This is a genomic window from Bradyrhizobium sp. 159, assembly GCF_023073795.1.
In the GTDB taxonomy this organism is placed as follows: Bacteria; Pseudomonadota; Alphaproteobacteria; order Rhizobiales; family Xanthobacteraceae; genus Bradyrhizobium.
In genome coordinates this window covers 1-26,999 of record NZ_JADPKE010000039.1, presented here as the reverse complement: position 1 = coordinate 26,999, position 26,999 = coordinate 1, and the positions used below count along the sequence as shown (strand labels likewise).

General features: G+C 58.6%; 25 protein-coding genes and 1 pseudogene. 11 read left to right on the top strand and 15 right to left on the bottom strand.

What is annotated here, in order from left to right; translation table 11 throughout:
* Positions 1-42: 42 nt before the first annotated feature.
* Both IVA96_RS08185 and IVA96_RS08180 read left to right on the top strand, forming a co-directional pair.
* Entirely contained in the window at positions 43-2,208 is a 2,166-nt protein-coding gene (locus IVA96_RS08185; RefSeq protein WP_247416768.1) for an ATP-binding domain-containing protein, read from the top strand.
* The gene (locus IVA96_RS08180; protein WP_247416765.1) at positions 2,195-2,860 is read left to right on the top strand and encodes a DUF2290 domain-containing protein; all 666 of its coding nucleotides are present in this window, start codon (positions 2,195-2,197) and stop codon (positions 2,858-2,860) included. Before IVA96_RS08185 ends, IVA96_RS08180 begins: the two co-directional genes overlap by 14 nt.
* 117 nt (positions 2,861-2,977) lie before the next feature.
* Here the strand turns inward: IVA96_RS08180 and IVA96_RS08175 are convergent, their stop codons facing one another.
* From IVA96_RS08175 to IVA96_RS08150, 6 genes are all read right to left on the bottom strand, one after another.
* A complete protein-coding gene (locus tag IVA96_RS08175; RefSeq protein ID WP_247416763.1) occupies positions 2,978-3,370 on the bottom strand; it encodes a hypothetical protein in 393 nt (130 codons plus the stop codon).
* A 65-nt stretch (positions 3,371-3,435) separates the two neighbouring features.
* A complete protein-coding gene (locus tag IVA96_RS08170; RefSeq protein ID WP_256465473.1) occupies positions 3,436-4,815 on the bottom strand; it encodes a recombinase family protein in 1,380 nt (459 codons plus the stop codon).
* Positions 4,812-5,255, bottom strand: coding sequence for a DUF2924 domain-containing protein (locus IVA96_RS08165; RefSeq protein WP_247416759.1), 444 nt, complete (start codon positions 5,253-5,255; stop codon positions 4,812-4,814). The genes IVA96_RS08170 and IVA96_RS08165 overlap by 4 nt, the downstream gene beginning before the upstream one ends.
* A complete protein-coding gene (locus IVA96_RS08160) occupies positions 5,248-5,451 on the bottom strand; it encodes a hypothetical protein (RefSeq protein ID WP_247416757.1) in 204 nt (67 codons plus the stop codon). Before IVA96_RS08160 ends, IVA96_RS08165 begins: the two co-directional genes overlap by 8 nt.
* Before the next feature lie 103 nt (positions 5,452-5,554).
* Complete coding sequence (locus IVA96_RS08155; protein ID WP_247416756.1) at positions 5,555-6,013, bottom strand: hypothetical protein; 459 nt, start codon at positions 6,011-6,013, stop codon at positions 5,555-5,557.
* Between the two features lie 120 nt (positions 6,014-6,133).
* Positions 6,134-6,289, bottom strand: a complete 156-nt coding sequence (locus IVA96_RS08150; protein ID WP_247416754.1) for a hypothetical protein — start codon at positions 6,287-6,289, stop codon at positions 6,134-6,136.
* Positions 6,290-6,339: 50 nt separating this feature from the next.
* On the opposite strand from IVA96_RS08150, the gene IVA96_RS35760 reads away from it, so the two are divergent.
* From IVA96_RS35760 to IVA96_RS08130, 5 genes are all read left to right on the top strand, one after another.
* On the top strand, positions 6,340-6,711 hold the full coding sequence (locus tag IVA96_RS35760) for a helix-turn-helix domain-containing protein (protein WP_346347895.1): 372 nt from the start codon (positions 6,340-6,342) through the stop codon (positions 6,709-6,711).
* Positions 6,708-7,607: a hypothetical protein gene (locus IVA96_RS08145; RefSeq protein ID WP_247416753.1), complete on the top strand. Its 900-nt coding sequence runs from the start codon at positions 6,708-6,710 to the stop codon at positions 7,605-7,607. The genes IVA96_RS35760 and IVA96_RS08145 overlap by 4 nt, the downstream gene beginning before the upstream one ends.
* A gap of 487 nt (positions 7,608-8,094) precedes the next feature.
* Positions 8,095-8,958, top strand: coding sequence for a KilA-N domain-containing protein (locus tag IVA96_RS08140; RefSeq protein ID WP_346347894.1), 864 nt, complete (start codon positions 8,095-8,097; stop codon positions 8,956-8,958).
* Between the two features lie 526 nt (positions 8,959-9,484).
* Positions 9,485-10,792 carry a site-specific DNA-methyltransferase gene (locus IVA96_RS08135; protein WP_247416751.1) on the top strand — a complete coding sequence of 436 codons (1,308 nt, stop codon included), beginning with the start codon at positions 9,485-9,487 and terminating at the stop codon, positions 10,790-10,792.
* 2 nt (positions 10,793-10,794) lie between these two features.
* Positions 10,795-11,277, top strand: coding sequence for a phage terminase small subunit P27 family (locus IVA96_RS08130; protein ID WP_247416748.1), 483 nt, complete (start codon positions 10,795-10,797; stop codon positions 11,275-11,277).
* Positions 11,278-12,533: 1,256 nt separating this feature from the next.
* Here the strand turns inward: IVA96_RS08130 and IVA96_RS08125 are convergent.
* From IVA96_RS08125 to ligD, 8 genes are all read right to left on the bottom strand, one after another.
* Positions 12,534-13,766 (bottom strand): hypothetical protein, encoded by a 1,233-nt coding sequence (locus IVA96_RS08125; RefSeq protein WP_247416746.1) that lies wholly within the window; start codon positions 13,764-13,766, stop codon positions 12,534-12,536.
* Between the two features lie 9 nt (positions 13,767-13,775).
* Positions 13,776-14,795 carry a hypothetical protein gene (locus IVA96_RS08120; RefSeq protein ID WP_247416743.1) on the bottom strand — a complete coding sequence of 340 codons (1,020 nt, stop codon included), beginning with the start codon at positions 14,793-14,795 and terminating at the stop codon, positions 13,776-13,778.
* A gap of 3 nt (positions 14,796-14,798) precedes the next feature.
* Positions 14,799-15,440: a hypothetical protein gene (locus IVA96_RS08115; protein ID WP_247416739.1), complete on the bottom strand. Its 642-nt coding sequence runs from the start codon at positions 15,438-15,440 to the stop codon at positions 14,799-14,801.
* Positions 15,441-15,627: 187 nt separating this feature from the next.
* On the bottom strand, positions 15,628-17,082 hold the full coding sequence (locus IVA96_RS08110) for a hypothetical protein (RefSeq protein ID WP_247416737.1): 1,455 nt from the start codon (positions 17,080-17,082) through the stop codon (positions 15,628-15,630).
* Positions 17,083-17,094: 12 nt separating this feature from the next.
* Entirely contained in the window at positions 17,095-17,820 is a 726-nt protein-coding gene (locus IVA96_RS08105; protein WP_247416734.1) for a thermonuclease family protein, read from the bottom strand.
* 674 nt (positions 17,821-18,494) lie between these two features.
* Positions 18,495-18,941, bottom strand: a complete 447-nt coding sequence (locus tag IVA96_RS08100; RefSeq protein WP_247416731.1) for a PIN domain-containing protein — start codon at positions 18,939-18,941, stop codon at positions 18,495-18,497.
* A gap of 5 nt (positions 18,942-18,946) precedes the next feature.
* Positions 18,947-19,444: a hypothetical protein gene (locus IVA96_RS08095; protein ID WP_247416728.1), complete on the bottom strand. Its 498-nt coding sequence runs from the start codon at positions 19,442-19,444 to the stop codon at positions 18,947-18,949.
* A gap of 14 nt (positions 19,445-19,458) precedes the next feature.
* Positions 19,459-21,267 (bottom strand): DNA ligase D, encoded by a 1,809-nt coding sequence (gene ligD / locus IVA96_RS08090; RefSeq protein ID WP_247416727.1) that lies wholly within the window; start codon positions 21,265-21,267, stop codon positions 19,459-19,461.
* A gap of 150 nt (positions 21,268-21,417) precedes the next feature.
* Between ligD and IVA96_RS08085 the strand changes: the two genes are divergently transcribed.
* Positions 21,418-21,606, top strand: coding sequence for a DUF3606 domain-containing protein (locus IVA96_RS08085; RefSeq protein WP_247276746.1), 189 nt, complete (start codon positions 21,418-21,420; stop codon positions 21,604-21,606).
* A gap of 670 nt (positions 21,607-22,276) precedes the next feature.
* Here IVA96_RS08085 and IVA96_RS08080 read toward each other — a convergent pair.
* The gene (locus tag IVA96_RS08080) at positions 22,277-22,702 is read right to left on the bottom strand and encodes a hypothetical protein (RefSeq protein ID WP_247416725.1); all 426 of its coding nucleotides are present in this window, start codon (positions 22,700-22,702) and stop codon (positions 22,277-22,279) included.
* 198 nt (positions 22,703-22,900) lie between these two features.
* Between IVA96_RS08080 and IVA96_RS08075 the strand changes: the two genes are divergently transcribed.
* The 3 genes and pseudogenes from IVA96_RS08075 to IVA96_RS08065 all read left to right on the top strand — a co-directional run bounded on the left by IVA96_RS08075 (position 22,901) and on the right by IVA96_RS08065 (position 26,469).
* Positions 22,901-23,125, top strand: a complete 225-nt coding sequence (locus IVA96_RS08075) for a hypothetical protein (protein ID WP_247276711.1) — start codon at positions 22,901-22,903, stop codon at positions 23,123-23,125.
* A gap of 1,830 nt (positions 23,126-24,955) precedes the next feature.
* Positions 24,956-25,390 carry a nuclear transport factor 2 family protein gene (locus IVA96_RS08070; protein WP_247276710.1) on the top strand — a complete coding sequence of 145 codons (435 nt, stop codon included), beginning with the start codon at positions 24,956-24,958 and terminating at the stop codon, positions 25,388-25,390.
* Positions 25,391-25,523: 133 nt separating this feature from the next.
* A pseudogene (locus IVA96_RS08065) lies at positions 25,524-26,469 on the top strand (IS110 family transposase).
* Positions 26,470-26,999 lie beyond the last annotated feature (530 nt).

Here is a 26,999-nt window from a genome sequence, read left to right as displayed (position 1 = left end):
TTGCCAGTGATAAGCGAGAGTTGAGGGTCGAGGTCATTCACCATGACGACTGTAGTTTGGGGATCAACTAAAAAGCCGGTGACTAGCCTCCGACTAGCTGAGGCCATTGAACAGCACTTTCCCGAGGAAGGAATGCTCTACATCGGCTACCCGGTGTTGTCGGGGTCCGATGGTGCCAGTTCGATCGATGCTCTCTGGGTCAGTCCAGGACATGGGTTGATCATATTCCACTTGGTTGAAGGTCGCGATATCGGCGGTTATCGAGAGATCCAGGACGAGTTCGCTAACAATCTAGAGACACGCCTCCGCTCGCATCGGACGCTGATGCAAGGTCGCACTTTATTGGCTTCACCCGTTGTCGTGACCTACGCCCCTATGGTGCGGCTCGAAGGCAATGAGGAAGCGTTCTACCCCCTTGCTAACGATGACAATCTGCTCGCCGTCCTTAACGCAACTGTTTGGGATCGTCCGGATCTCTTCGCGGCCGCGCACTCAGTTGTTCAGTCAATCTCAAGCATTCGGCAAGGTCGACGTCGCAGGACGATCCACAACAAGAACTCTCGGGGTGCCGTGCTGAAGGCCCTTGAAGATTCGATCGCGAATCTCGATTCGCGTCAAAGTCGAGCCGTGATCGAAACAGTAGATGGCGTGCAGAGAATCCGTGGACTAGCCGGCTCTGGGAAGACCATAATTCTCGCCCTCAAGGCGGCTTATCTTCACGCTCAGCATCCGGATTGGCGCATCGCAGTAACTTTTAACACTCGCTCACTGAAGGGCCAGTTTCGAAAATACATCACCGACTTTGTCTTTGAGCAAACCCGGGATGTTCCGGATTGGACGAAGCTACAGATCCTCAATGCTTGGGGCGCACCTGGCAGCGATGATAGAACCGGGGTATATTATCAGTTTTGCCGATCGAATGGTGTTGAGTTCTTTGACTTTGCATCAGCCCGCCGGAGATTCGTGCAGTCTCAAGAGTTCTCCGGCGCGTGTCAGCACGCCCTTAGCTCCGTGAATTCGCCTCAGACGTTATTTGACGTTGTCCTCGTCGACGAGGCTCAGGATTTCCGCCCGGAGTTTCTTCGCCTTTGCTACGCAGCGCTAGGTACTCCCAAGAGGCTCGTTTACGCCTATGACGAACTTCAATCTCTAACAGAGTCCACCCTGCCACCTCCTGAAGAGCTTTTTGGAACAGATGCCGAGGGTCGCCCGCTCGTGACCTTTGCAGCACCGCAGCCTGGACAACCAAGTCAAGATATCATCTTGGAAAAGTGCTACCGGAACTCGCGTCCTGTTCTTGCGACCGCACACGCGCTTGGCTTTGGCATCTATCGGAAACCTGACCCGAAATCGGGCACTGGCCTGATCCAAATGTTCGATCGAGCCGAATTGTGGGAAGACGTAGGCTACAGCGTTGTTGGAGGGGAGCTAAAGGACGGAGCGAAAGTCTCACTTTCGCGCACTCCTCAATCAAGTCCTGAGTTTCTAGAGATTCCAAGCAGCGTTGATCAGCTGATCGAGTTTCAAGTGTTCAACGACGGAGCGGAACAAGCGCAATGGATCGCCGATGCGATCGAAAGGAACATCAAGCATGATGAGCTGAGTCACGGCGATATCATCGTGATCAACCCCGACCCTCTCACTACCGTAAAGCAGGTCGGAATTCCGCGGCAGTTGCTTTTTGAAAAAGGCATCCAATCACACGTCGCGGGAGTTGACACTGATTCTGATGTATTCTTCACCAGCGAAGATGACTCCGTTGCATTTACAGGCATCTTTAGAGCGAAAGGTAACGAGGCGGGCATGGTCTACATCATGAACGCACAAGACTGCTATTATTCGTTTGGAAATCTTCAGAAAATCCGGAACCAGATTTTTACGGCCATCACGCGGAGCAAGGCATGGGTAAAGGTGCTGGGCTTCGGACCAAACATGGTTAAGTTGAAAGAAGAGTTTGCTCGGATACGCGACCACGATTACCGGCTCGATTTCATCTATCCCGATGAAGCGACCCGCCGCTTTCTGAAAGTCGTCAATAGGGATTTGACCGCTGCGGAGAAGCGATCAATCAAGGGCGCAGCGCATAGTGTTCGAGAGCTCGCGGCGGAGCTCGAGTCCGGCCGATTAATGGTAGATGACCTGCCGAAGGCTGAGCTGAAGAGGCTCCGAGCGCTCCTGGATGAGAAGATGCGCAATGGCGACTCCTGATCTTCTCTTCCGAGAAACGCAAAAGCTGACAGCAGAGCTCATTGCGATTGGAATATGCACGGACCAGAACTTTCCTGCGCAGGTTCTTCAAACCGACGGCACCTTGACCATTGGAATGCCGAAGACAGATCGATTAGCCATCACGTTAAAGAACATTCCCTATGCTGAAGCCTACAAGGTCATTGCTGATGAGCGTGCCTACAGCATGCGGTTCATCGACGGTGGCTTAGTTCAGATCCTTTACACATTTCGCGGCGGCGATCTTACAAAGCATCGGCTTGCTTTTTTTCCTTCTCCGGATCTTCTGGAATATCAAAACAATGCCGATATTTATGACACTGATGAACTCTATGCCGACATCACGGCCCTAAACGTTGTAACAACACCGATGCGATTTGACTTCGACAGAGAGAACTTTGTTGAGGTCAGTCATCCGATGTGCCATTTGACTATCGGCCAGTACAAGAATTGTCGGATACCCGTTTCTGCACCACTGACTCCCCACGCGTTCCTACGTTTCATTTTGAGTTCATTCTACAATACGCCATTCAGCAATTTGTGCTCCCATTTGAGCGTCGTTTCGCCAAGATTGACGCGCACCATATCGAGCCTCGAACATCAACAACTTTATATGCAAGCCTGCGGCATCTAGAACGCTCGCCATTCGCAATGCCCGGCACCCGCGAGCACTAGTAGCGCCGTGCTCGCGCGCTATTGAGCATAGCGATGGCGAATCGGCGCCCGCCAACGTTTCCAGCTTGGAAAGGACTTAAGGGCTTCCGGCTTTCCGGGCGGATGAACTGAACAGCGCCTGCTGTTGGTTCCACTCAGCCGGGACGGATTTCAAGAGCTTCGCCAACTCAAGCCCTTCAGGCTGCTGGCCGTTTAGAACCGCTTCCGTGATGGCTGGCGAGAGCAGCGTTAGCCGAAGCACACGGCACAGATAGGATTCGTTGATCTTCTCTGCCTTGGCGAGTTCTCGCACCGAACAAAACAGGTTTGATTCGAGCAAATTGCGCCAGCAATGGGCTCGCACCACCGCTTTGATCAACGTGTTGTCGACCTGAGGCTTTGGTGGTGACCAAGCTTCTGCATTTGCGGGGGTCACCACACGTTTGCGGCCACCTTGCCGGCTGAATGAGATCGGAATACTCACGACCATTGTCCGGCCGTCCCGACTGACTTTTGGTCGGCCAGTGGGTCCGAGGGTGAGGGTCGTGGGTCGGTTCATTCGGCGGCCTGCTGGTAGGGTTGGGGCTGCAGCTCTGCGGAGAGCGAGGTCAGTCCCTGGACCTTCAAGGTGATGTCCACTCGTTCGGCATGCATGTCGATGCGTTCGACGAGCAGTTGGACGATGCGCGCCTGTTCGGCCGGAAACAGCTCATCCCAAAGTTCGCCGAAGCCGAGGAGCGCGCTTCGGACTTCGGCCTCGTTGATCTCAGCCGATAGTTTGCGTAGAGCGCGCCAGGTCTGAACAATCACTTCAGGGGTCTGCAGGAGCAGACGGACCTGATCGATGATGATCCGCTCTATCTCGGCCGCAGGCACCAGCTTAACGGGGCAGTCTGACCTACCCTGCTTCATGGCGGTCTGGCTGATGTAGTAGCGATAGAGTCGGCCGGACTTGCGGGTGTGGGTTGGCGACATCGCCGCGCCGTCGGGCCCAAACAACAGGCCCTTCAGCAGGGCGGGGGTTTGTGCTCGGCTGCTGTTCCCCCGCTTGCGTGGGCTTTCCTTGAGGATCGTGTGGACCTGATCCCAGAGCTTACGATCGATGATCGCTTCGTGCTCGCCTGGATATGAGGTGCCCTTGTGGACCGCCTCGCCAAGATAGACCCGGTTGTGCAGGATCTTGTACAGCACCCCCTTGTCCAGGAGGTGCCCATACCTGGTGCGCTCATTGGCTGCGACCAGCTCGCGAGCGAGCAGAGTCGCGGACTTGAGTTGCACGAAGCGCCGGAAGATCGCTCTGACCCGTTCCGCATCGATCGCGTGAACCAGCAGTTTGCGATCGCGGACTTCGTAGCCGAGCGGCGTCCAGCCGCCCATCCATTTGCCACGCTTGCGGGAGGCCGCGACCTTGTCGCGAATGCGCTCCCCGATCAGCTCGCGCTCGAACTGGGCAAAGGTCACCAGGATGTTCAGCGCCATGCGGCCCATGGCGTCCTTGGTGTTAAAGGACTGGGTGACGGATACGAATGTCACCCCGTGGCGCTCGAATAGTTCAACAAGGTTGAGGAAGTCGAGCATCGACCGCGAAAGCCGATCGATCTTGTAGACGACGATGACATCGATCTTGCCGGCCTGAACCGTAGCAAGAAGCCGTTTCAGTGCTGGTCGTTCGAGGGAGCCACCCGAGAAGCCACCATCATCGTAGCGATCGGACACCGCCGTCCAACCCTCAGCCCGCTGGCTCGCGATGTAAGCCTCACACGATTCTCTTTGGGCATCGAGCGAGTTGAAGTCCATATCGAGGCCTTCCTCGCTCGACTTTCGAGTATAGACCGCACAGCGGACTTTGCGGATCGGGGAGCGGTCTGGGCTTGCCCGCTCTAAGGAGTTAGCGAACAGGCTGGTCCGAGACTTTGCCGACCTTCTGGGTGTCATTTGCTCGCCGGGTTCTTTAGGCCAAAGAAGATCCAGCCATTCCATTTCGTGCCGGTGATCTGGCGAGCGACTGAGGAGAGCGATTTGTAGGGGCTGCCGAGATACTCGAAATCGTCGTGGCGAACAGTGACGCAGTGCTCGACGCCCTTCCATTCGCGGATCAGCTTCGTCCCGGTGACAGGTCGCAAAGGAGGCCGAATTTTGCGGTCCGCGGGCTTCTGGCCGGCGTACTGTTTGGCCATGGCCTTGAGTCGCTCGGTGGTGTCCCGGCTCAGGCCGCCATAGGCCAATTCCTGGATACGATAGGCCAGCCGGCTTTCCAGGAAGCGCCGATTATAGGCGGGTGGCTCGGTATCAAATAGTTCGCGCCAGCGAGCCTTCAAAACGGGAGCAGAGGCGCCCCTGAGAGCGGCCAGTTGGGCTAAAATGGGGTCAGTCATGTGCGTTCACCTCGGGAGAAAAGGGTATCGCATGACCGCTCTGGTAAGCATCGTAGTGAAGCGAAGATTCTCCGTTTTCAGAAGACAATCCGCTGGACTTCCGGGCGTGAAGACGCATGAGGCCAATGGCGAGTATTTGGCCGATTTCGGCCAATTGCCCCTTGCCGTTTAACTCTGTGTCATCGAGAATCGCCATTTCCGAATGATGGCTTCGGAGTAGCGAGAAAAACAGACCAAAACACTCGTGCACGAACGCGCGCGGCTACAAAACAATACGTTCGAACGAATGCGCAAACGGCTCAACGCTCCCGTCTTCTTCCGTGTAGTTTCCACTCGCCGGGCGCGAGCTCTTTCCGCAACGATCGCATCGTTGACCTCGAAACCACCTCACCGAACCGCTCGCGCGCTGCCTCGAGGTCTTCATCTCGGCTGGGCGCGTTCCCGCTCTCCTGATTGGATGAGATCCAACCCAAATACCATCTGCGCAACTCCGCCTGAGAATGTCTCTTCGCGCCGACTGTTCGGGAAACATCCCGAGCGTTCCTGAATACAAGAATGCCCGAAATCTCGAGCCCGCGCCCTTTCGCGGTGGACTCGCGAAAATCCGGCTCCAAGAGGCGCCAGCGGTCTGGAAGGATCTTGGTGCGTGGCGAATCGAGAGGGGTATCGGCTGCATAGCCGGTTGCAACGAGCTCGCCTTTGATTAGCTTGACGAAGATCTCGGATTCGAGCTGGCGCCGGGCACGCTCAAACTGCATTGAGCCCGCGTTGTATTCGCGCTGTTCTTCGCGGGACATCTCATGGAAGGGATAGAAGGGGGGCTCATCGAAGCCCTCTAGCCTGCGGCGCCAAGCAGTTTCTGCTGCGAACTGGTCTCCTTAGTACAGCATCGCTTCCCACAGCGGGAGACCATCCTTTGGGTCTACCCGACGCCAGAACGGCTCGGGATCGGTGTCATCACCGAAGAATTCATCCACATCATCAGCAGGGTCGTCGCTGCGACCACTTATTCCGCTCGGCACTTTGCGTTTCATCTCTCAGCCGTTCTCAGCCTTACGCATAAGAACAGAGCAAAATTCCTTGAATGTCGAGAGGGGATCGTACTTGCAGCCAAGTATCTGAAATTCGTAGCTATTTAAAAACTGGCCAAAATAAATTGGCCGCCATTTTTGCCAGTTTAGTCAATCCTTCGAATCTTGCTCAAAGTGACGCTCAGTTTCGCACGTTCGCGAATGGAGCCGTCATGACCAGACACTTGAACCAGCTAGAACTAGCACGCCGTTGGAGCATAAGCCCGCGCACCTTAGAGCGTTGGCGTTGGACGGGTGATGGGCCTCGTTACATCAAACTGAAAGGGAGGGTCGCCTACCGCGAGGCGGATGTAGAAGCCTTTGAGGCGGAACGGCTGATGGAGAGCACGCAGCAGCCGGTTAGGGCTGAAGAGGTGCAGCCGTGAGTGAGCGGGGCGTCTTCGCCGTCGACCGCGGCGTGTTTGACCATCCGAAGTTCTCGCATGATGAGCCGTTGAGTCGATTGGAAGCTTGGCTATGGCTGCTGTCGAGGGCGGCCTGGCGGCCGATCAAACATCGCATCTCGGGACGTGTGATTGAGCTGAGGCGGGGACAGCTCACTGCCTCGACCCGATACATGGCGGAGCAATGGCGCTGGAAAGAACCTCGAGTACGGCGGTTCCTCTACCTGCTGAAAACCGATCCGAACAACGACGCGGAGATCGACACACAAACTGACGCGGGCATTACAGTCATAACCATCCGAAAGTACGACCAATATCAGCGGGTCAGCTTGCCGGCCAACGTGCTCGGAGACTCAGGGATCAACGCGGGAGTGACGCACGATCGACGCAAAGAAGAAGACATTAAAGACATTGAAGGTTCAGAAGCCAAAGCTTCTGACGTTGGAGCTTCCGTCTACACCGACGCTAAGCACCATCTCTGGGCGGAAGGCGTTCCCATCCTGGTCAGCCTCGGCGAGAACGAAGGTCGTTCACGCCAGATGATCGGTATGTGGCTGAAGCAGACATCAGACGACGCGCGACGGGTACTGAGCGCTATTCAGCGAGCCCGTGATCACCGCGTCCATGGTCCGATCGCATGGATCACACGGGCTCTCAATAGCGGACATGACAATGGCCAACGAAATCGCAACGGTAGAACAGATAGAACTTCCGGACACGCAACGGCCCGGGAAGCCAGTTTCGTTGCCTCATTGGGCAAAGGTGCGTTTGGCCAACTTGAAAAAGGCGGAGCAGCCGGACCGATCCGGCCGTTATCGGATGACGCTGGTGCTGCCTGCGCCTCTAATGCCCACCCCCGCCCAGCGAGCCGCCATTGAACAATTTCAGACGGCGGTGGAGACCCTCTTAGCACAAACACCCGAGCGGGATGGCTGCTGGAGCCAACGCACTCTTGTTTGTGTCTCCAAGTTGCTGATGGCATTGGCTGGGAGAGAAGGAGGGGATCTGGCCGGCGAAGCTAAGGGCGCAGCGTATATGGCAGCCTTAGATGACGTGCCTTGTTGGGCGACAGAGGAGGCCGCTAGGCTGTGGTATCGCGGGGAATGCGGCGACGAGCATAATTACAATTGGCCTGCGGCACCGGCAATCTTACGCACGATTGCGCGTCGGTCGGAGTATGCAGTTCGGTCGAGGTTAGCTGAACTACAACAGTTGCTTTGTGCCGAAGTTGAGCGGGCTACCGACGTCGTCCCGAGTAAAACAGTGCCAGACTGATGGTGTATCGGCGCTTTTTGACAACCGATTCGCCGGCCGTTCACGGTCCGCACTAGGGGCCGAGATTGTACCCATTGCGGACCCAAATAGGTGGATTGGTGGGTTTTGATTCCGGGCTTCCGCAGGAATCGGGTAAGTTGCATTAATAAGCGCGAGTGCAACTGGAGATTCGTTGTGAACCATTCTCGTTCGGTCGTGGTCCGGGGAAGCCGGATTTCTGAGGACGTTAACGGGTACCTTTCTCTGGATGACCTTTGGCGCGCCGCTCGGGCAGCGGACAGCAAAGCTCCGGCCAAGTGGCGCGTTGGCCGCATGGCCCAAGCTCTCATCATCGAGCTTGAGAAAAAGATCAAAATTACTTCTTTGAAAGAAAATAAACCTGTTCCTCCAAGCATTTACGCTCGTAGAGGCAGGGGCAGTACTGGCACTTTTGCCCATCCTATTTTGGCGGCAGCTTATGCCGGATACCTCAGCCCTAAGCTGGAATTGGAGGTCCGCGAGGTTTGGCTCCGTTATTGGTCTGGCGATGCCACGTTAGCCGACGAAATCCTCGAGAGGGCAACGGCTGAAGAGAATCGCTGGGCAGGTGCTCGAGCGCTGTCGCGAGCTCAGCGGGTGACGTACACGGACACGCTCAAGGCTCATTACGTCACCGGGCCCGGCTATATGGAGTGCACGGAAGCGGTCTATCTGAAGCTCTTGGGCGGTAAGTCCTACCAGCTCCGCGAAGCTCGCGGCCTCGCCCCGAAGGAAAACGTGCGGGACAATTTGTCGGTTGCAGAGCTTTCGTTCGTCATGGCGGCGGAAGCGCTCGCGGCCGAGCGCATCGAGGAAGAGCTTCGGCTTGGCAATGATGAGTGCGTAGAGGCAAGCGGGCGGAGTGCTTCAGCGATCCGTGATGCCATCGAAGCTGACCGCAGGGCGCGAAATGCGCCCCGACTGACAAACACATAGTCGTCCATTTTCGTCGGTTGGCTTGGAGCGCTCGGCAACCGTATCTATCTGGCCGCCAACGGCGAACTCTAACTGAATACTCCCCGGCGCTTGATCCTGCGCGTGCTTGTCGGGCCGGTGTGCTGTGAGGTGTTCGGTAATCAGCCCTTTGCGGGCTGCCTTCATCCGTAACGCACGCATTCATCACGGCTTGGTTCACGGTGGCGTTGCTCATTCCGTGCAAGCGAAAAGCAAGCGGACGCACGATAGTAGCGGCTCATCAACGATATTAGGTTGGGGGAGCGCGTACATGCGCAGTGTTGCGCAGCCAAGTGTCATTGTGCAATCCAGGATTTGTGAAATAATTTTTGAGCCAACGCTCCTGGATGCAGGGCGGGGGGCGGTCAGAAACTCTACAGGCTTTCGATCGTAGACCGGTGCCGGCCTTTCACACGCAAAACCGCGAAATTGGGGAGGGGGTATCCCCTCGCTACCTGGAGTGAATGTTCAATGATGTCAGCTCAAATCGCGATCTGAAGGAGGAAGGATGGTCTCGCAACAGTCTGCTAACTCGCAGGGTGATCGCAAGTCAGCGAACGGTTGCGCAAGCCCGGCAAAGCCGCTGAGGGTCGAGTATCGGAGCCTGGAAAGCCTCATTCCCTATGCTCGAAACGCCCGCACTCATTCCGGAGCTCAAGTAGCTCAGATCGCTGCCTCCATCCGTGAGTTCGGTTGGACCAACCCAATCCTCGTGGATGGCAATAACGGAGTGATCGCAGGCCATGGGAGGCTCTTGGCTTCCCGCAAGCTGGGCCTAGTGGAAGTACCTGTTATCGAGTTGGCCGGACTCTCGGAAGCTGCCAAACGGGCCTATGTTCTAGCTGACAACAAGATCGCTCTCAACGCGGGGTGGGACGAAGCCATGCTTGCTCTCGAGGTGGGCGAGCTCTCAGCGTTAGGCGCTGACCTTTCGCTTGTAGGGTTTTCAGACAGCGAATTGATAGCTTTGGCGGCCAAGCAAAACCCTGGGCTGACGGATCCTGATGAAGCGCCGGAGCCGCCCCAGGTGCCCATTACAAAGATGGGCGATGTTTGGTTGCTGGGCCGGCATCGTCTGATCTGCGGAGATTGTACAAAGAGAGAGACAGTCGCCAAGCTTCTTGGCGACGTGCGGCCTCACTTGATGATCACTGATCCACCCTATGGTGTCAGCTACCGGCCGGAATGGCGCAACGAGGTGGTTCGCAGCGATGGCAGCAGTGTCGCTGCAAGAGCAACTGGCACCGTTCTCAATGATGACCGGGCCGATTGGCGCGAGGCCTGGGACCTGTTCCCAGGAGAGGTTGCCTATGTTTGGCACGGAGCCTTGCACGCAGCCGCAGTCGCGGAGAGTCTTGAAGCTTCCGGCTTCGCCATCCGGTCCCAGATCATTTGGGACAAAACCCGGCTGGTAATCGGTCGCGGAGATTACCACTGGCAGCATGAACCAGCGTGGTATGCGGTTAAGAAAGGCAAGACGGGGCACTGGGCCGGCGACCGGAAGCAGACCACGGTTTGGAGCATCTCGCATCAGAAGTCAGAAACGGGACACGGCACGCAAAAGCCCGTCGAATGCATGAAGCGACCGATAGAAAACAACTCTTCGCCTGGCCAAGCAGTCTACGAGCCCTTCAGTGGATCCGGCACTACCTTAATTGCAGCTGAAATGACCGGAAGGGCCTGCTACGCAGTTGAGCTGTCGCCTGCCTACGTCGATGTCGCTGTTCAGCGGTGGCAGGCCTTCACCGGAGAGTTTGCTCTCAACGAGGCCACCCGCGAGGCATTCCCCGGGCATTCAAAGTCGGCTGAACGCTGATTATGCGTGGCCGAAAGCCTACTCCAACTCATCTCAAGCTCCTCAACGGGAACCCCGGCAAGCGGCCTATAAATCTAAGAGAACCGGGCCCTGAATTAAGGGCTCCTACATGCCCCGCGCATCTTTGTCCGGCCGCTAAGGCAGAGTGGAAGCGGCTGGCCGCCCAACTGATCGTTCTACGGATGCTTACCGATCTCGACCGTGGTGCACTCGCAGCGTACTGCCAAGCCTATGGCCGCTGGGTTGAGGCCGAGCGAAAGCTCCACGAGACACCGATGCTGTTGAAGCTTCCATCGGGGATCGTTCAGCAGAACCCTTGGCTTACTATCGCCAACAAGCAATTGGAATTGATGCATAAGTATCTGACCGAGTTCGGCTTATCGCCAGTTTCTCGGTCGCGCGTTTCCGTGGCGCCCGCAGCTCCGGGGCGAAGCAAGTTCGAGGGATTGCTAGGGCGGCAGCCTGACGAATTCTTTGACGACTAAAGGATAATCCGGCTAGATCCTGGAGCAGAAAGTCTTTCCGTAAGAAGACGATCCGCGGCTATCGTGGAGGCGGCCCTACGCGTACTGGAACGATCAACATCGGCGAAGCGCACACCGCAACACCGATGAACAAAAAAGATTATGAAGTCGATTGAAGGGATTCACAAAGCCTCGGAATTGGCCTATCAAAAAGAAGGCGGCAGAACAGATGTCACGATCCGAACTGCCGCCCGTCTTAGGTCAAGTCAGGAAATTACTTTCCCTTCTTGATGGTCTCGACGACATGCGTCGCAGGTTTTGACTGTGCCGTTTTGACCGTGGTGAAACGACCGCTCCCGGCGTTTCGACCGATCTTAGTGCTCTTACTCATAGTCACTCCTCTGTTCCGGACAGCCGAAATGGCGGCCCGGGATAGAGGCGTGGCGAATCAGTATCAGCACAAGACATTATATGTACGGTGCAACCCAGAGTCTCAGGTCAAGGGCCGAGAACTCCACTGCTTCCCCCGTTGCCTTAGAGACATAGATGACAGTCTGGTTTCGGAGCCAGCGGTGATGGAGGGCCCGTTTGCCGTGATGAACCGCCTCGCGCCGCAGATCGGCGATTTGAAGTTCTTGCATACGCCTTTGCGTCCGCTGTCATGATTATTGATGACGCAGCCGCTGCGAGAGACGCTCCTTTCGGGAAGTACAACTGATACACGCGCAGTGCCAGGTCACAACGATAGGAATTTTCTCTGCCACCTGGGCGATTGCCGATAAGCCCGCCCAAGCCGCGCCTGCGAGAACCCAAGCAGACCGTTCTGCAGGATTTGCAAGAAGATGGTGAACCTCAAAACCGAATGCGGCATAGAGGCCGCACACAGTTGAAATCAGCGAGGAAATTAGAGGGAACCAAGATGCGCACGATCTAACGGCAGCGCAGCTCGGCCGAAATATGGGCTGAGCGCGGTCAGTGGCCGACCTCCTCCATAACATCTCATATCCGAATGACGTCAGATGTTCGCCAGACGGTCGTGTCATCGACCACGGTTTCCGCGGCCGGTTAGTTACCGTTGGCAAGCGTTCCATAACGGCGCACCAGTAATCAGGCGGAATTTTCTCTTAGACGCGAGCGAACCGCCCATCTGCATCTTGTGGCATCTCGCGGCCCCAAGCTAAACCTTAGAGAGGCGGACGATCTCGCCAAACTGTGCGGCGTCGCGGGCGAGCTATGCAGTCATCGATCCTGCTACACCACTTCATGGATGGTATTGATCAATGCGCGATCGCGGGCGTACCGAGCGTTGGTCGGATCACCGACGGCGCTGCCGATTTGGGTGGTGAGGACGGTTGCCGTGGTAACAGGGAGATGGGCGCAGGTGCCGGCGGGCGCGGCTTCCCTGGAGCGACCGCCGCTCGTGGAGTAACGTCCGATGCGCGGGTCGGAGTGGACTGCGCAATGCTCGCGGTGACCTCACGGGCGCTCGACTTACGCAGCCGGATCTCGATTCGGCGCCGTTCGGGGATATTCGCTGATATTCCCTCTATCGCGAGCGTCTCATCGGTATTCACGAGCTGCGCGCCAGAAAGTGGAATGATCTTGTAGTTCGCAAGCTGACTGTTCTGCTTGAGAACGCTCACGACTGACACCGCACGAGCCAGACCCAAGCCGGCGTTGTCAGCCGGAACGAGCTTGCTGACCTCCGTCTTGCCTTTCAGGACCGGGAGCAGATCTCGGTCCAGGTTGGATTGGTGCACGCCGAGGGGCTGCTCGTCGGTGTGACCAACTACCTCGACGACATCCACATCATACTGTTTGATGTACTCCAGGACTTTGGCCGGGATTTTGGTCAGGAGGCTGTCACGGAAAGGTGCGGAAAGCTCGGCGCTCCCGCTCTTGAAGAAATTGCCCTCAGCCTCGCTGAGGCTGATGATGGGCGGCCACAAATGGCCGGGCGCGCCTTCAGCGGGTGCGGTACGCTTAAGCGCATCGATGATGGACTTCGTCGATACAGGTGGCTCGCCGGGTTTTGCCAGCTCACGGTTGATCGCCGCCACGGCGTTTGCGTCCTTGACTGCCTTTTCGACGTCGATGCCATTGGCATCCAACGTCTTGACTTGTGCAATCCGGTCACGAAGCTCCCTCAGCGTCATGCCGGACTTTTGGAGCTCATCGGCGGTTGCGCGGCCTTCCACCAGTTCCCGCCAGTATTGATCAATTGCCTGAGGATCGCTGCTGCCCGCGATAGTCTTGAGCTTTTCGACGAGGGCCTCGTTCTTGCCTAGCGTTTGCGCAAGGTTTTGACTGCGTTGATTATCAGCGAGCAGCTGCTCGACGCGCTTGTCGGCCGCAGCGCGCTTCTCCTGCTCCTTCAGGATGAAGGTCGCCATGGCGATGAGTAGGCAGAACACCAGGAGGAGCATGATTTCCGCCATCGTCAAGCCGAGTACCAGGCCCTGCCGGTACGAGGAGCCTTGCCTGATGATCTGGCCGTTCACGACTGTCATGGTTGCCGCCTAAGTGTTGTGCCCTCGACCGGCCCAAGGGCCGGTCGCATACCGTGCCGCATTTTCCGCGCGAATCTCGTTCATCAGCTGGGTCAAAGCCGACGCGAGAGCCTGCGTTTGCCGGAGGTTCTCATCCATTGCCTTCGCCTGAGTCTCGGCACTCTTGTTGAACGAATTTACGGCACGCGAAAGGCCCTGGATCATCGGCGCGAGCTTGATTTCGATAATCTGCTCCGGCGTCTGCAGCGATGCCAGCCTGCCAACGACCGTGTCGATCGCCTTGATCATGGTTGCGGTGCTTCTCGTCAGTCGGTCCCCTTGGTCCACCAGCTGCTTGGACATGGCCTCGAAAGTCCGCGTCGCCTGGCTGTTCATCATATTGAGGGCTTCTCCGGAACGCTTCGAGGCATCCTCCAAAGGCTGGCGCGCGGTGACCGCGAAATCTTTGATCTCTCCCGCCAGCTCCTTGCGGGTCTCGCCAAGGGTTTCCTTTAGCTCATCGAGCGCATCGCCCAAGGACTGCTGGGTCATCCTGCGGAAAGAGCTGAATTCCAGGATAGTGCTCTCCAGCTCGACTTTCACCTTTCGGGAGGCCTCGGCAAGCTCTAGGCGGGCGGTAGCTTCAACTTCGATCGGATCGCGGCGCATTTGATTGAAGAAGATGCGCAGGGCGACGCCGGCAATCGTCGAGGCGATTGCGATGCCGAAATTCCTGACGATCTGCTCGGACCCCCCTTCGGGTGAGAACTGATAGAGTGACACGCCGAGGCTGGTCAGCGTGAATAAAAAGCCCATGTAGTACAGATTGTCGCCTGACTGGTCGTCCCGAAGGCGAAAGACCCGTGCCAATCCGAGGAGTAGCGCGTACCCGATCATGATCAGGACAGGCACCGCCGTCACCAAAACAGGTGCGAAATCGTGCGCCTTCGAAAAGACGATATAGCCACTGCCCGCCAACACGACGGCGAAGAACAGCAGCGCGCTCAATAAGCCTGGCGGTAAGAGCTTATCTCTCTTGTCGGCCGCCATCGGTCATGCTCCCTGCAGGCGCTTGAGGCTGCCGATCAGGCCGCGATTGTCAGAGATCCATTCTCGCCAGAAGCCCATCAGCTGGCTGTCATCCACAACCGGCTTGCCGTTTAGCTGGCGGCTGACAAGCCGCACGAAAACCGTCGCATCATTTAGCTCGGTCCGGTACTTCAGATAGGCGGGGGATTGCCTGAAGCGTTGGTAGGACAGGTCACCGGATCGGGGATATTGACTGTAGTCCTTCGTGGACTCGATCATGTCGGAGATGACGTAGAGCGTCTTTTTGATGTTTTGGCCGGCGCTGCCGGAAAAGTCGCTGATCGCAATGTCCTGGATCGCCCCCATGATCGGGGAGGCGGTGGCCCGGGCCGGCGTAACGCTCTTATTGATGGCTTCCAACGCCGGCTTGCGGAAACTCTCGATCCAGCGCAAGCGAGCAGCCTCGATATTGTTGGTCCACTCGCTGAGGCCCGTCCCGTTGCCGGGATTACATTTGGCGAACAGCGATCGGCTCCGCAGGCCAGCGACATCGAGCACTCGGATGTCGAGCTTGTGGTAGGGCGGCAGGGTGGTGACGATTTCTTCCAGGAGCCCGAGAACCTCGCGCCGGGTGGCATCAGGCAGGTCATCCGACGTATCAATCAATACGACCGTTACACCTCGGGGACCTCCAAGAGGACACAGGGTCTCTTCAGCTACGGTCGGGGGCCGCTCGGTGAAGAACGCGAAATATATCAGCGCTGCGCCACAGGAGACCGCAAACAGGAACAGGGCGATGCCGAGGAATCCTGCCCAGCCAATGCCGGGCGAGCTCCGCCGCCGGGGTCTGGGCCTAGCCACTCTTGCTGTCCTTCTCCGGAAAGAACTGGTCGATCTCGCGGTAGGACCGCATCGCCCGCTCGAAGGCCTCGTTGATGGCTTTGATTTGGTCCTTTAATAGGTCTTGGGTCTCGTCGATCAGCTGGCGCAGCCGCTCGCGGGCGGTCGAGTCGGGTTCGGCATTGGCGTACACGATGCGTTCTAGGACAAAAGGCCTGGCGAAGGAGGCGGGCGGTGGGGTTGATCGTGCCTTGCGGTTCGCCTCGCGGTATATGCCGAGCAGTGTGCGGCCGGCCGTCTCAATCTGGTTCTGCTGCTGGACGAAGCGCTGATTGAGCCGGCTGCGACCTTGGAGAATCGAATCGTATTCGGCTCGCCGCTTGGACAGATCGGTGGACGCCGCGTTCATAACGTCGGTGGCGTCCTGCCGAATGTCTCTGAGCCGCTCGATCAGGTCGCCTTTGAGATCCGTGAATTGCTTGCTGGCGTCGTTCCAGCGCCGCTCAAGGCCGGCATAGCCGATGTAGGGGTCGAAGAACGTGAGCCCGTCCGCCATCGCGACAAGTGAGAAAAGCAGGCCGATGCTGATGAACACCCATGAATTGACGTCGGTCAGATCGAAAGGCCCTGTCAGGAGACGATGCAAGACATCCTGGCCCACGTCGCCGCCCAGGCTAGGCTTCATTTCGCGCAGGTGCGCAAGGGTCAGGTTCAGTGCACCCGCGAAAGCCAGATAGCCGACAAAGAAGATTGCCCCGATCAGCTTAAGCAAAAGATTGCGGTGGAAGATCGGCCTGATGAGGACCAAGCCCCATAGAAAGCTCGCAAGGATGTTCAGCGCGGCAAACGTGGTCGCCTGGACGGCCGCGCCGATGTACCCGCCCATATTGGCCTTGGCTAGGAAGCCCGCGTTGACTGCGACCTCGATGACAAAGAGCAGCGCAAGCAGCCCGACCTTCAGAATGATCTTTCCCGGTGTTGCCAGCCGGGCCGGCCGCTGCAGGCGGTGCCGCTTGCGGAACGTCTCTCGTTCCAACTCGGATTCATGGATCCGGCGTCGGTGGACGAACAGCTCGTCGCGTCCCATGGTCGCTTCCGCCTCGAAATCTCCAACGGCTTCGGGGGCGGTTTGCTGGATCACCGCGAAGCGCTCCTCGAAGCTGAGCGATGTCATTCGCTCGTCGTAGGTATGTAGATGCTCTTGGTAGACCGAATGGGAATCCTGCTTGTGGGCCTCGACCCGCTCGACAATCAGATGTTCAACGTCGTCCAGCGTCTGGTCGTTGGAACCCGGCCGGTTCTGTGAACCGCGTTCTCGACCGAGATCTGTGAGCTTTAGCTCGTCTGCGACTCGGTCCACGTTGAGATCAATGAACACGGTCGTGGCCGGACGATAGTCGTGCGGCGGCTTGTTAAGCAAGGCCCACAGCCGCGCGATTGGGGAAAGCCGAGTTTTGGAACGATCCATCGTGGCTCGCAACTAAAGCTTCGATTTACGGCAGCCGGCAGCCTGGGCTTCCGCCTCGGTGCAGAACCAGCGTCGGTAAGAACTCGGCTGCATGTCCAGCCGGTCGTAAAAGCGGCCGCCCGGCACGTGATATATGCATTGCGGCGCGCTGCTCAAATTACCTTTGATCGAACAATTGCCTGTCGGCGGTGGCGGATTTGCTGCCGTATTTGAGACCAGGGCTCGCTGTGCTGTGGAAGGGATGGAGAGAGCGCCCAGTATTTCCGTCGAATTGCTGCGATGACGCCAATCCCACGGGGCTATGAACGCTCCGCCCCAAAGTCCGCGCTGATGTTCGCGCGCTAAATCTTCGTCGGGGACGTATTCCGTGGAATATCTTCGAAACGCCAAAGCCCAACCGTTCTGGACAAGCCAACGCGATACGTTCTCGCCACCGACTGCGCATGAACCCAACGATCGCCTGTATTTGTCCGTGCCCGTCAGCTCGCAGGACCACTCCCGGTCTTTGCTGAAGGACCGCAGCCGCTCCCGCGCTTCGATGCCGCACGTCCATGTCTTGCCCGCAACATCAAGGCAGACCTGATCGGTCTCGGGGGCGTCGACGCCGTTGAACCGGATCTTGCTCTGGCCGATGTAGACAGTGTCCGCATCAACGATTTGCGGCACGCCGCGCACGTGCCCGGCGCCCGCGGCCTGCATGCTGATGAATAGGGCCGCGACAGCCAGCCAACGCTGCAAAGAAACCCCCCATCTTTATGCAACGATCGTCGATAGTTAACATTCTATTACACTTTTTAGGCGAATGGCGAGGGAAGGGCGCTTGCCCTCCTGATATGGTGAATCGGCAGCTCCGACCGGCGCCGGGGTGGTAAAACTGACACCTTGGCATGGATGCTTCAGCTTCTGGCCATCGCTAACACCCGACCTGAAGCTCCATACTTCCGGCAATCGCAGCGGGCATCGGCCGTTGGCCGATTTCTTCCATAACGTTTGATATCCGAATGATGCCAGGTCTTGGCGAGAAAGCGGACGCCCGTCGCCGCGAGCTTACCGTCCGTTTTGACCCTGTCCGGCATTCGTGAGCCATGGCGCGGGTCTTGTTCGTCCACTATTTACAGGAAGCGACTCATCCTCGAGCTGTCGTTAATCGCTTCCACTCCAGGTGCACCTGATCGACACATCTTTGGACCGGTCCCGGATAGTCTCGCTCGATCCAGCGCTCATCGGCGGGGCGAACGTCCTCGATCTTCGACAGCCGAAGGCAGATCCACCTGTCCTGGTCGGGACGCTTCGTGCTCGAACTTGCCTCCACAAGGAGGGCGAACGCGCGCTCCTCGCCGGCGGCGTGGCCCACGATGTAGGGGCAGACGGTCTGGCGTTCGCCGTCATTGCTCACGTGAACGGGCCGGCGTTCAAGAAGCGCCTCTCTGAGCGCAGTGAAGACTTCGCTGTGGCCTTCGCTCAGGATCTGGAACGGTCGCTTGCGACCGCGGCGGGGTCGGCACGCTGCGAAGTCCGGGCTGAACGTCGCTGCTCAGGCGCTCCATCAGCGCAAAACTCGTGCGGTCGATGAAGGAAAAGCTCTGGTTCGGGAAGCTAGCCTCTATCTCCGAAGCCGCATCTAGATCGGCGCGAATAACAAGTTCGATCTGGACTCCGCTATCGCGCAGCCGCTCCCAGAAATTGTCCGCAACGTCCTTGCCGAATTTTGCCTTGAGCAGTTGCCACGTCTCGGTCAGTACCAGATCCGTGGTAATGTGCTGGCCGATGCTCCGAAGGATCGACTTGGCGCGCTCATTCTGTGCGTCCCGCTTGGCGGCGGCCGCGAACCACACGGACGTGTCGACGAATGCAGTCATGCGCCTCACTCCTGAACCGGATATTCCCCTATCTCGCCGCTTGAATCGTTCTGCTCAAACCATTTTTTGGCGCCTTCCATCGACGCAAAGAGCGTGAGCCAATCGGGGTCTCCGATCGCTCTGGACGCCGGATCGGGCGAGTAGAGCCAAACCGATCCTTCGGCTGGGCCGCCTTCCACTCGGTATTCCCAGGCAACGCCTTCTGGGTCGTTTTCCTTGAACCACCTATCGGCGACCTCGGCAGATGCAAACACCCTCACCCACTCGGGATCGCCGATCATGCGCGATTCGCCGTCCTGATACTCGTCGAGGTAGAGCCATACGGTTCTGCCCTCCCGACGAGCCTCATCATTCCTGCGCACCGTCTCGTTCACCTTCTGCCGGTCAGCGCGGTCGTTTTCAGGCAGCGACATCACCGCGGCGTAGAGTTCGGCGGGAATGCTGCGCCTATTGCCGGCGGGTTTGTGGCGCCATTCCACCCATTGATCGAACGCATCCGACATGTGGTTTACCTTTTTTATTTGGCACGGAATGGACTGTGGATGGTGAAGGCGTCCGGCGCGACCCCGCTCTCGATGCGCTTCCAGGTCACAGGCGCTGCGATCGGAAATCCTTCTCGGGCTCGCGGGGAATAGGTGCCGATCGCCGTGGTGCCGCGGCCGTTGCGCAGGTAGTCGAGGAAGATGCGGTCACGACGCTTTGCCTGCGCAGACAGCAGGTAGCGGTCTGGATGGCGCGCGGCGAGGGCGGTGACCAGCTGATGCGCCACCCGATGCGCCTTGTCGTGCAACACCGGGTGATCCAGCGGGGCCATCAGGTGGATGCCCTTGCCGCCGGTGAGCTTGGGCCAGGTCTCGAAACCCTCCCGCTTCATCAGGTTGCGCAGATCGAGTGCGGTCTCCACGACGGCATCCCAGTCAACGTCCTCTCCGGGATCGAGGTCGATCACGATGCGGTCGGCATATTCGAAGTCCTCGACGGTCGCATTCCACGGGTGCAGCTCCACGGCCCCGATCTCGACGAGCCCTAGGAAGCCATTCAGGCTGTCGACCCACAGGCGCGTTCCTTGGCCGCCCTCGCGCTTCTGAATACGGAGCTGGTGCACGGCGGCCGGAATGTCCTTCGGCAGCGACCCCTTGTGATAGAAGGTCGTGCCGTGCACGTGACGTACCAGCTTGAGCGGCCGATGCCCGAGGTGCGGCAGCGCCTTCCTCCAGACCCGGGTCCAATAGTCGGCGAGTTCTTCCTTCGACGGAGCTGCGGCTTCGGGCAGCAGCTGCAGGATGTTCTCTCGGGGGACGCCCAGCTTCGGGCGGCCGGTTACGGACGGCACCAGTCGCGGCGCCTTGACCTTGCGCACCGCGAGATCATCCCGAAAGCCCTTGAATACAGCTTCGCGGAGGAGGCCATCATCGGTCAGGGCGCCATATTGGACCTCGATTGCAACGGTCGGGTCGACCCAGGTGGCCTTCGGCTTCTTGATCGCCACATCGAGCGGAGAAGTCTTGCGGATCAACGGATCCAGCCGCTCGCGCAATTCTCGCGCCGTCGTCTCGGTGTAGCCAGTGCGAACCTTACCGGCATACAGCAGCTGTCCGTTCTCGCGCCGGCCGACATACAGGGAGGCGACCTTGCGCGGGCGAGCTCCGAGCTTCTCCACGAATGCGACAATCGGGAAAGTTTCGCTCTTCTTGCACTTGAGCTTGGCCCACGTCTCTTGCCGCCCCGAGCGGTAGGGCTCGCCGAGTCGTTTGGCGATCAGCCCTTCCAGCCCCAGCTTGCACCCCTCCTCGAAGACCTCGTTGCCGTCGGCCGCAAGCGCCTCGACGTAGATAAAAGTTTCCGGTGCGTCCTTCAGGAGGCGCTCCAGCAGGCGCTTGCGATCCTCATACACGACCGCGCGCAGGTCGTAGCCGTCCAAGTAGAGGAGGTCGAAGGCGTGGTAGCGCACGCGCTCGCTTTGCTTGGGTCCCAGTTCTCGCCGGAGCTGCTGGAAGTCCGGTAGGCCGCCAAGGCCGTACACCACCGCTTCGCCGTCGATGATCGCGCTGTTTGCCTTGAGCAGGTGGGCGCCGGCTGCGATCGAGGAGAACTGTTCGGTCCAGTCCAGGCCGTTACGCGAATACACCTTGGCGTCCTCATCTTGCAGGTGCAGCTGTGCGCGGTAGCCGTCGGCCTTGATCTCGTAGACCCAGTCTTCGCCGCGCGGCGGCTTCTCGCGCAGCGTGGGATCACACGGCTCGATGTAACCAGGAACAGCGGCTTTGATGGCGCCATGAACACGCGATACTCCCCAACGAGACTGACGCAACGCCACGGCACACATGTCGATTCAACACGGGCCGGCGGATTCGTTCCGCAATTGCGTACACTTTGGCCAGAGGGGCACGCTGAACCCGTGGGGATGGCGCTGCGCCCTGACGCGCCGGAACTGCGACCTTTCTTCCTGCGTTGGCGAACCAGGAGGACTTCTCAGATCGCCAAAGCGAAGAAGCAAACGAGCCGGGGCCGCAAGCAGGATCGTGCCAGCGTCGCGAGCGGGCAGGACTACGAGGTCCGCTACGAAGCAAAGAAAACCCGCAAATCTGCCTCGGCAATGAAGAAGGCCGTCAAGAGAGCCGGCAGCAGTCGCAAGAAGGTAGAGTGGCAGCTGCAGTCTAAATAGGTATTCTTGCTGTTGCTCGCTCTGTCTGCGGCCTGAGCCACGTCACACCGAAATGAGGGTGAGCTCAGGCGTTCAAGAACCGTATCAAGCGAGCCATCGCTGAGCTTCCGGTGTCAGCACGTAACGGTCGCCGGTTTTGACTAGCCACCCTGCCTCGATCATTCGGCTCGCCATCTCGGCTCCGCACAGGGGCTGCGTGCCACGCGGATGGAATAGCTTTCGATTTCGCTCGACCAGGTACCCGTAAAGCTGGACGTGTCTAATTGGCTTCACCATCCCTGGTGTGGGCTGGTTCATGTTGGCGCTCTATTCGCGTCTTGAGACGGCCCCGGCTCTCAAGGGAGGCTGGAGGTACGGGCCGGGGCCGCTCCGCCGGCTCCGGGAAGAGCCGACGCATCACCAATTCCGCAGCGAAAGCCGACGTTCCTAATTCAGGAAGTGGATGCTCGTGCAAGCAGCTGCCTTCGAGTAGGTCCAGCTTCCGCAGTGCACCGTGCAGTACTCTACGTTCCGGGAGCCAAGTCTTCCTTCACCCCGCGAGCAACGAGGCGCAGCGTCCCGTCCGGAAGCGGCCGCTGACCACGCGGAACAGCGCGCTGATCGCGGCTTGGTTGGTAGTGATCGAATATAGGTTGCACATTTTTCCACCTAACCCGATTCGCGGTCCAACCTACCGCTCTTCAGTCGGGTGCACCCACTTGCAGGGCGTGATCTGCCTCGTCTCAGTCAGTTTGATCACGCGAGCTGGGGGCGCGTAGCGGTTGGTGCGGCAGGAGCGGCATTTCAGCGAAGCTTCGAGTTTCCAGAGCGGCGTATCGCGAGGACGGCGGATGGCGTCGAGAGGCAGGCTTGCTCGCGTCTTGCAGCGGGCGCATTCGACCTCCAGCCAGGCGAGACCGCCATTCAGGCACTGGCCGATCGTCGGGGAGGGCCGGGCAGGGCCGCCGTAGCCCTCCATGCGGACGGACCAAGCCTCGGCCTCGGCCCGGTCGGCGGCGCGGATGGCCTGGTCGGCACGCTCTCGCGCTCCCTCAGCATGGATCTTCGCCCCCATGATCCGGCCGCCCCAGATTACCTCTCGCGACTTAGTGCTCATGCGAGATAGATTCCGGCGAACCGAGCGAGAGGCAAGCCGCTAGCCCTAGAGGCCTACCGCCACAGAGCGCCAAATGCTTGGTCAAGGACCAACGGTCCCACCAATGCTAAATTTTGAATTCCCGAAATTTGACTTGCTCCGTCGGGCAAAACAGTGGTTCATAAGGCGCTGGCTCTAACCGCGAGAGGACCAGCGTCAATGGCCGATGAAACCGGGGCGTCTTCAGAGCTGTCGAAGATTGCAAAGCTCAATGGAGATTTTAAGAGGAACTATGGGACGGTGCTGGGCGCGTTCCTTTACTTGCGATCGATCAGCGCCGCCCGCGGCCGCTCTATTTTTTGGGTTGGCCTGCTTTCGGTCGCTTGCTCAGCAGCGTTGGCATGGCTCGGGAAGTATGGCTTTGCCTGGCTAACCTCCGGGTGATCGCGCGAACAAGACCGTCAGCCGTTTTGAAGCAGCTGATCTGACGGCGCTCCCGGGCTTTCTCCGAAAATCTAATGGTTCTCTTCACCCTTCCATCTGTGGGCAGCAAAACGTAGTCAAGCACAGTCTCGTTATGCTCCGATAGTCTGATGGCAGCGATCCAGCCCGCAGGCACGTGTGCATCGTATTGGATGGTCCAATGTGGATAATGAGCCGCCACTTTTCTTGGCGTCCAGCGCGCCGCTCTCACGGAGACGCAAACCGTGCCATTCACACGCAACGAATCGGTCCAACCGCCAGTGCTTGTGCGACCGCCTGACCTCCTGATGGCGGCTCCAATGCGAGTGGCAAGCTGCGTCTTTTGCTCAGACCAAAGAGGACGCGCTTCTAGAAATTCGTAATTGCGCTTCGGAGTGTAGCCGAGCAGTCGATAAAGATTCCGCATGCTGCCGAAGTGGGTTTGACACGTAGCCACACAGGGTAAACCGCATAGCAGGCGGGCGCTACGTGCTAACGCATGAAGCGCAGCGCGCCCTCGCTCGATCGCTTCTCCCTTAAGCCTTCAGGTCCGTGATGCGCATGATCGCCACGACGTTCCCATCGTTGAACGCCTGCTCCTTTGTGTCCTTGTTGCAGGTCCACATAAAATTCTTCCTAACCGTAAAGGTTTTTCCCTCCTGCCCGATCCGAAGCTCCCCTCGGGATGTGGCAGATCATGCCATTCATCATCGGAGGACCCCATGGATCTTCGATCCCGGCTGCATGATGATGTCGCGCATTGAAACTATCCTGAAGCCACGGATGAGAGACGGTGTCTCGCCCTCGTAAGCACGCACTACCACGCCTGGGCCAAGGCGTCTCGTCCTTGTAGGACGTGGTTTGAGCGGCGGCTCGCCTCATCGTGGGCCACAGAGACCGCGGCCAGCCCGATTCCCAATGCTGACGTTCGATCGATTCTATTCATCGCTCTTCTCCCGTAGGTCACGCAACAAGCCGCCGCGAAAGCGACCCCGCGCTGTTGTGGAAGGTGAACCGTGCTGCGAACCGAAGAAAAAGAATCAGTTTCCAAAGTGAGCACGCCTGCCGATGGCATCAGTGGCTGCTCGTTCGAGCCCGGACCGCAATTTCGGTTATCCAGTTAGGGCAACTTCACTATACATGACCCAGCGCCCGAGAACCGCATTCGATAGCAAGTCAGCGCGCCTGACCTGCCTCGCTGGTCCGGTCGGCGACAAGTGCGCCACGCACCATTGACGTCCTGTCCGACGGCGACGAGAGCGGCTCGAAAATGTCCGGAGTTGGCCCCAAACCAATTGGCGCAGAGATAGATGCTCGCAGCCGAAGCAAGAGCGAACTCTTCAGTCGCCGCTTTCTTACCGCGATTCAATCTTCGCAGTCATACTTCGTTCAGCAAGGAACCTCTATGCTGCCTGCGGCGACTACACTCAACGGGAGAAAACCAGATGAGATTCAAATTCGCACTTCTCGCATTGGCCACTTTAGGCGGTGCAGCAATTTCGACCGGAGCCGCTTCAGCCATGCCGCTCGCCCCCTTGGGACAGTTCCAGTCTTCGAACGTCGAGAGCGTTGCAGTGGTCTGCGGTCCGCGCGGTTGCGTCCGCACAAGGCCCGTGTATCGGCGTGGGGCCTACGTCGTCCGCCGCCCCTATGTACGTCGCGGCTACGGATACCATCGCGGCTATCGCCGGTACTAATCTTGAAGGGGGCTTCTGCCCTCTTTGCTGCTGACGTTCCATCGCGATCGAATTGCGCCTGCGTGGTAGGCAAAGAGATGCTGAGGCGACCAATAGCTAAGGCAACGGAGGGAAGATGGCATTCAGATTGGCGACCTTTATAGTTTGCTTGCTGTTTGCCATTCCATGCAACTCGATTGCGGGAGAGACGCTTTCTGATGCTGCCATGGACGAGATGCACAAGCATTTTTCAGAAGCGTACAATCGGGGTGATCTGGATGCTATGGCCGGGACATTTGCAGAGAACGCGGTGCGCGTGACGCCCAGCGGTATCTTCCAGGGGCGGGACGCCATTCGCCGAAGCTTCAGCGACGCCCTCAAGCTGGGACTGCGTGACTATTCGGTTCAAAGAACCATCTCGCGTGCCGAAGGCAAATTCGTTTTCAACGCAGGAACATGGCAGGCCAAGATAGGAGATCGGTCTTTTTACGGTTATTACTCATCCATCCTTGCTAGCGAAGGTGGACAGCCGAAGATAATCGAAGAAACGGTTGCAGTTGCCGCCCCCTGATCGTCCCGCCGTGATCCCGCAGAAGCGGGACTACAGCATTCCGCTTGTGATGCTGTGGACGGCTCCTCCACGGGCACGAGAGTGCCAAGGATTGGGCGCCGATTGAGGCTCCCACGATTCGGAGGAGCAGCCTGTGCAGTCAATTTCGACGATCGGTCTGGATATCTCGAAGTCGGTTTTTCAAGTGCATGGCGTCGATGCAGCCGGCCAGGTGGTGATCCGGCGCCAACTCAAGAGCCGTTTCATGCTGTCGTTTTTTGAGAAGTTGCCGCCATGCCTAGTGGGGATCGAGGCTTGCGGTCATCCCACTATTGGTCCCGCGAACTGCAGGCGTTGGGGCATACGGTGCGGTTGATGCCTCCGGCGTGCGTGAAGCCCTACGTCAAGCGGCAGAAGAACGACACCACGGACGCAGAGGCGATTTGCGAGGCGGTCACGAGACCCAACATGCGGTTCGTGCCGACCAAGACGGTCGAGCAACAGAGCTGTCTGATGCTTCATCGCGCGCGCCATCTCTTTATCCGCCAGCAGACTGCCGTCATCAATTTAATCCGGGCCTATCTTGCCGAGTTCGGGATTGTCGCCCCGGTCGGTCGCCGAGGTGTCGAGCAACTGCTGGAAGTCGTCGCCGATACAGCTGACCGCCGGCTCCCGGAGGTGGCCCGCGCGTGTCTTGAGGCTCTCGGCAGTCAGTTGCGGGCACTGAAGGCCAAAATCCTGGAGTTCGACAGACGCATCATCGCCTGGCACAGATCAAGCGCGACGAGCAAACGGCTGGATGCGATCCCTGGTGTCGGTCCGGCGCTGGCAACGGCGCTGGTCGCGAGCGTTGCTGATGCCAAGGCCTTCCGATCAGGTCGGGACTTCTCGGCCTGGGTTGGACTCGTGCCGAAGCAGAACTCGAGCGGAGGCATGCCAAGATCCATGGAACGGGGCATCGACCCTGGCTCTCCGCATTGCTGGCGCGGCGAGCAACCATGGTCGCCGCCATCGCGCTCGCCAACAAACTCGCCAGGATAGCCTGGGCGATGATGGCGAGGAACGAACGCTACAAGGAACCCGCCGCTCTCATGGCGTAAAACGAGATCACGTCGGACATGCCGGTGTGACGTAACGGTTGGAAGGGCGAACAGCACTTAATGCAGCGCCGGTCGATCCGGCGATCAGGACAACCCACACGGGCCACGGCATCTTTGAATGCGTGCTTTTGATCGGGACCTGATCCGCGGAGGGCATTATGGCCAGCGGCCGCGCAAACAGGCCGAACACATGGCCGCACCGACCAACGCCGCAAAGTGAAGATTCTCCTTGCCAACCCGGAGCCGTCCACACATGGCCCATCGCACCCTTTGACGCGGTGTAGCTAGGAGTCCGTTCACAGGGACAGGCCGGGAGTTCGCGTCCGAGGGCCGGATCGTGGGTCGACCGCAAACTGCCCAGCTCAACAGCTAATTACTATTGCCAACGAAACCTGAAGGCCCCCGGTGAAGCGGGCCCTCGACGGATGGACGAAGGCTTTTACGGTCCCATCCTCGCCGAAGCGGGATGTCCGGGCACCTGGAAGCGCTTGCCTGTGTCCGTGATGTTACTGCCATCGACCTTCAGAATC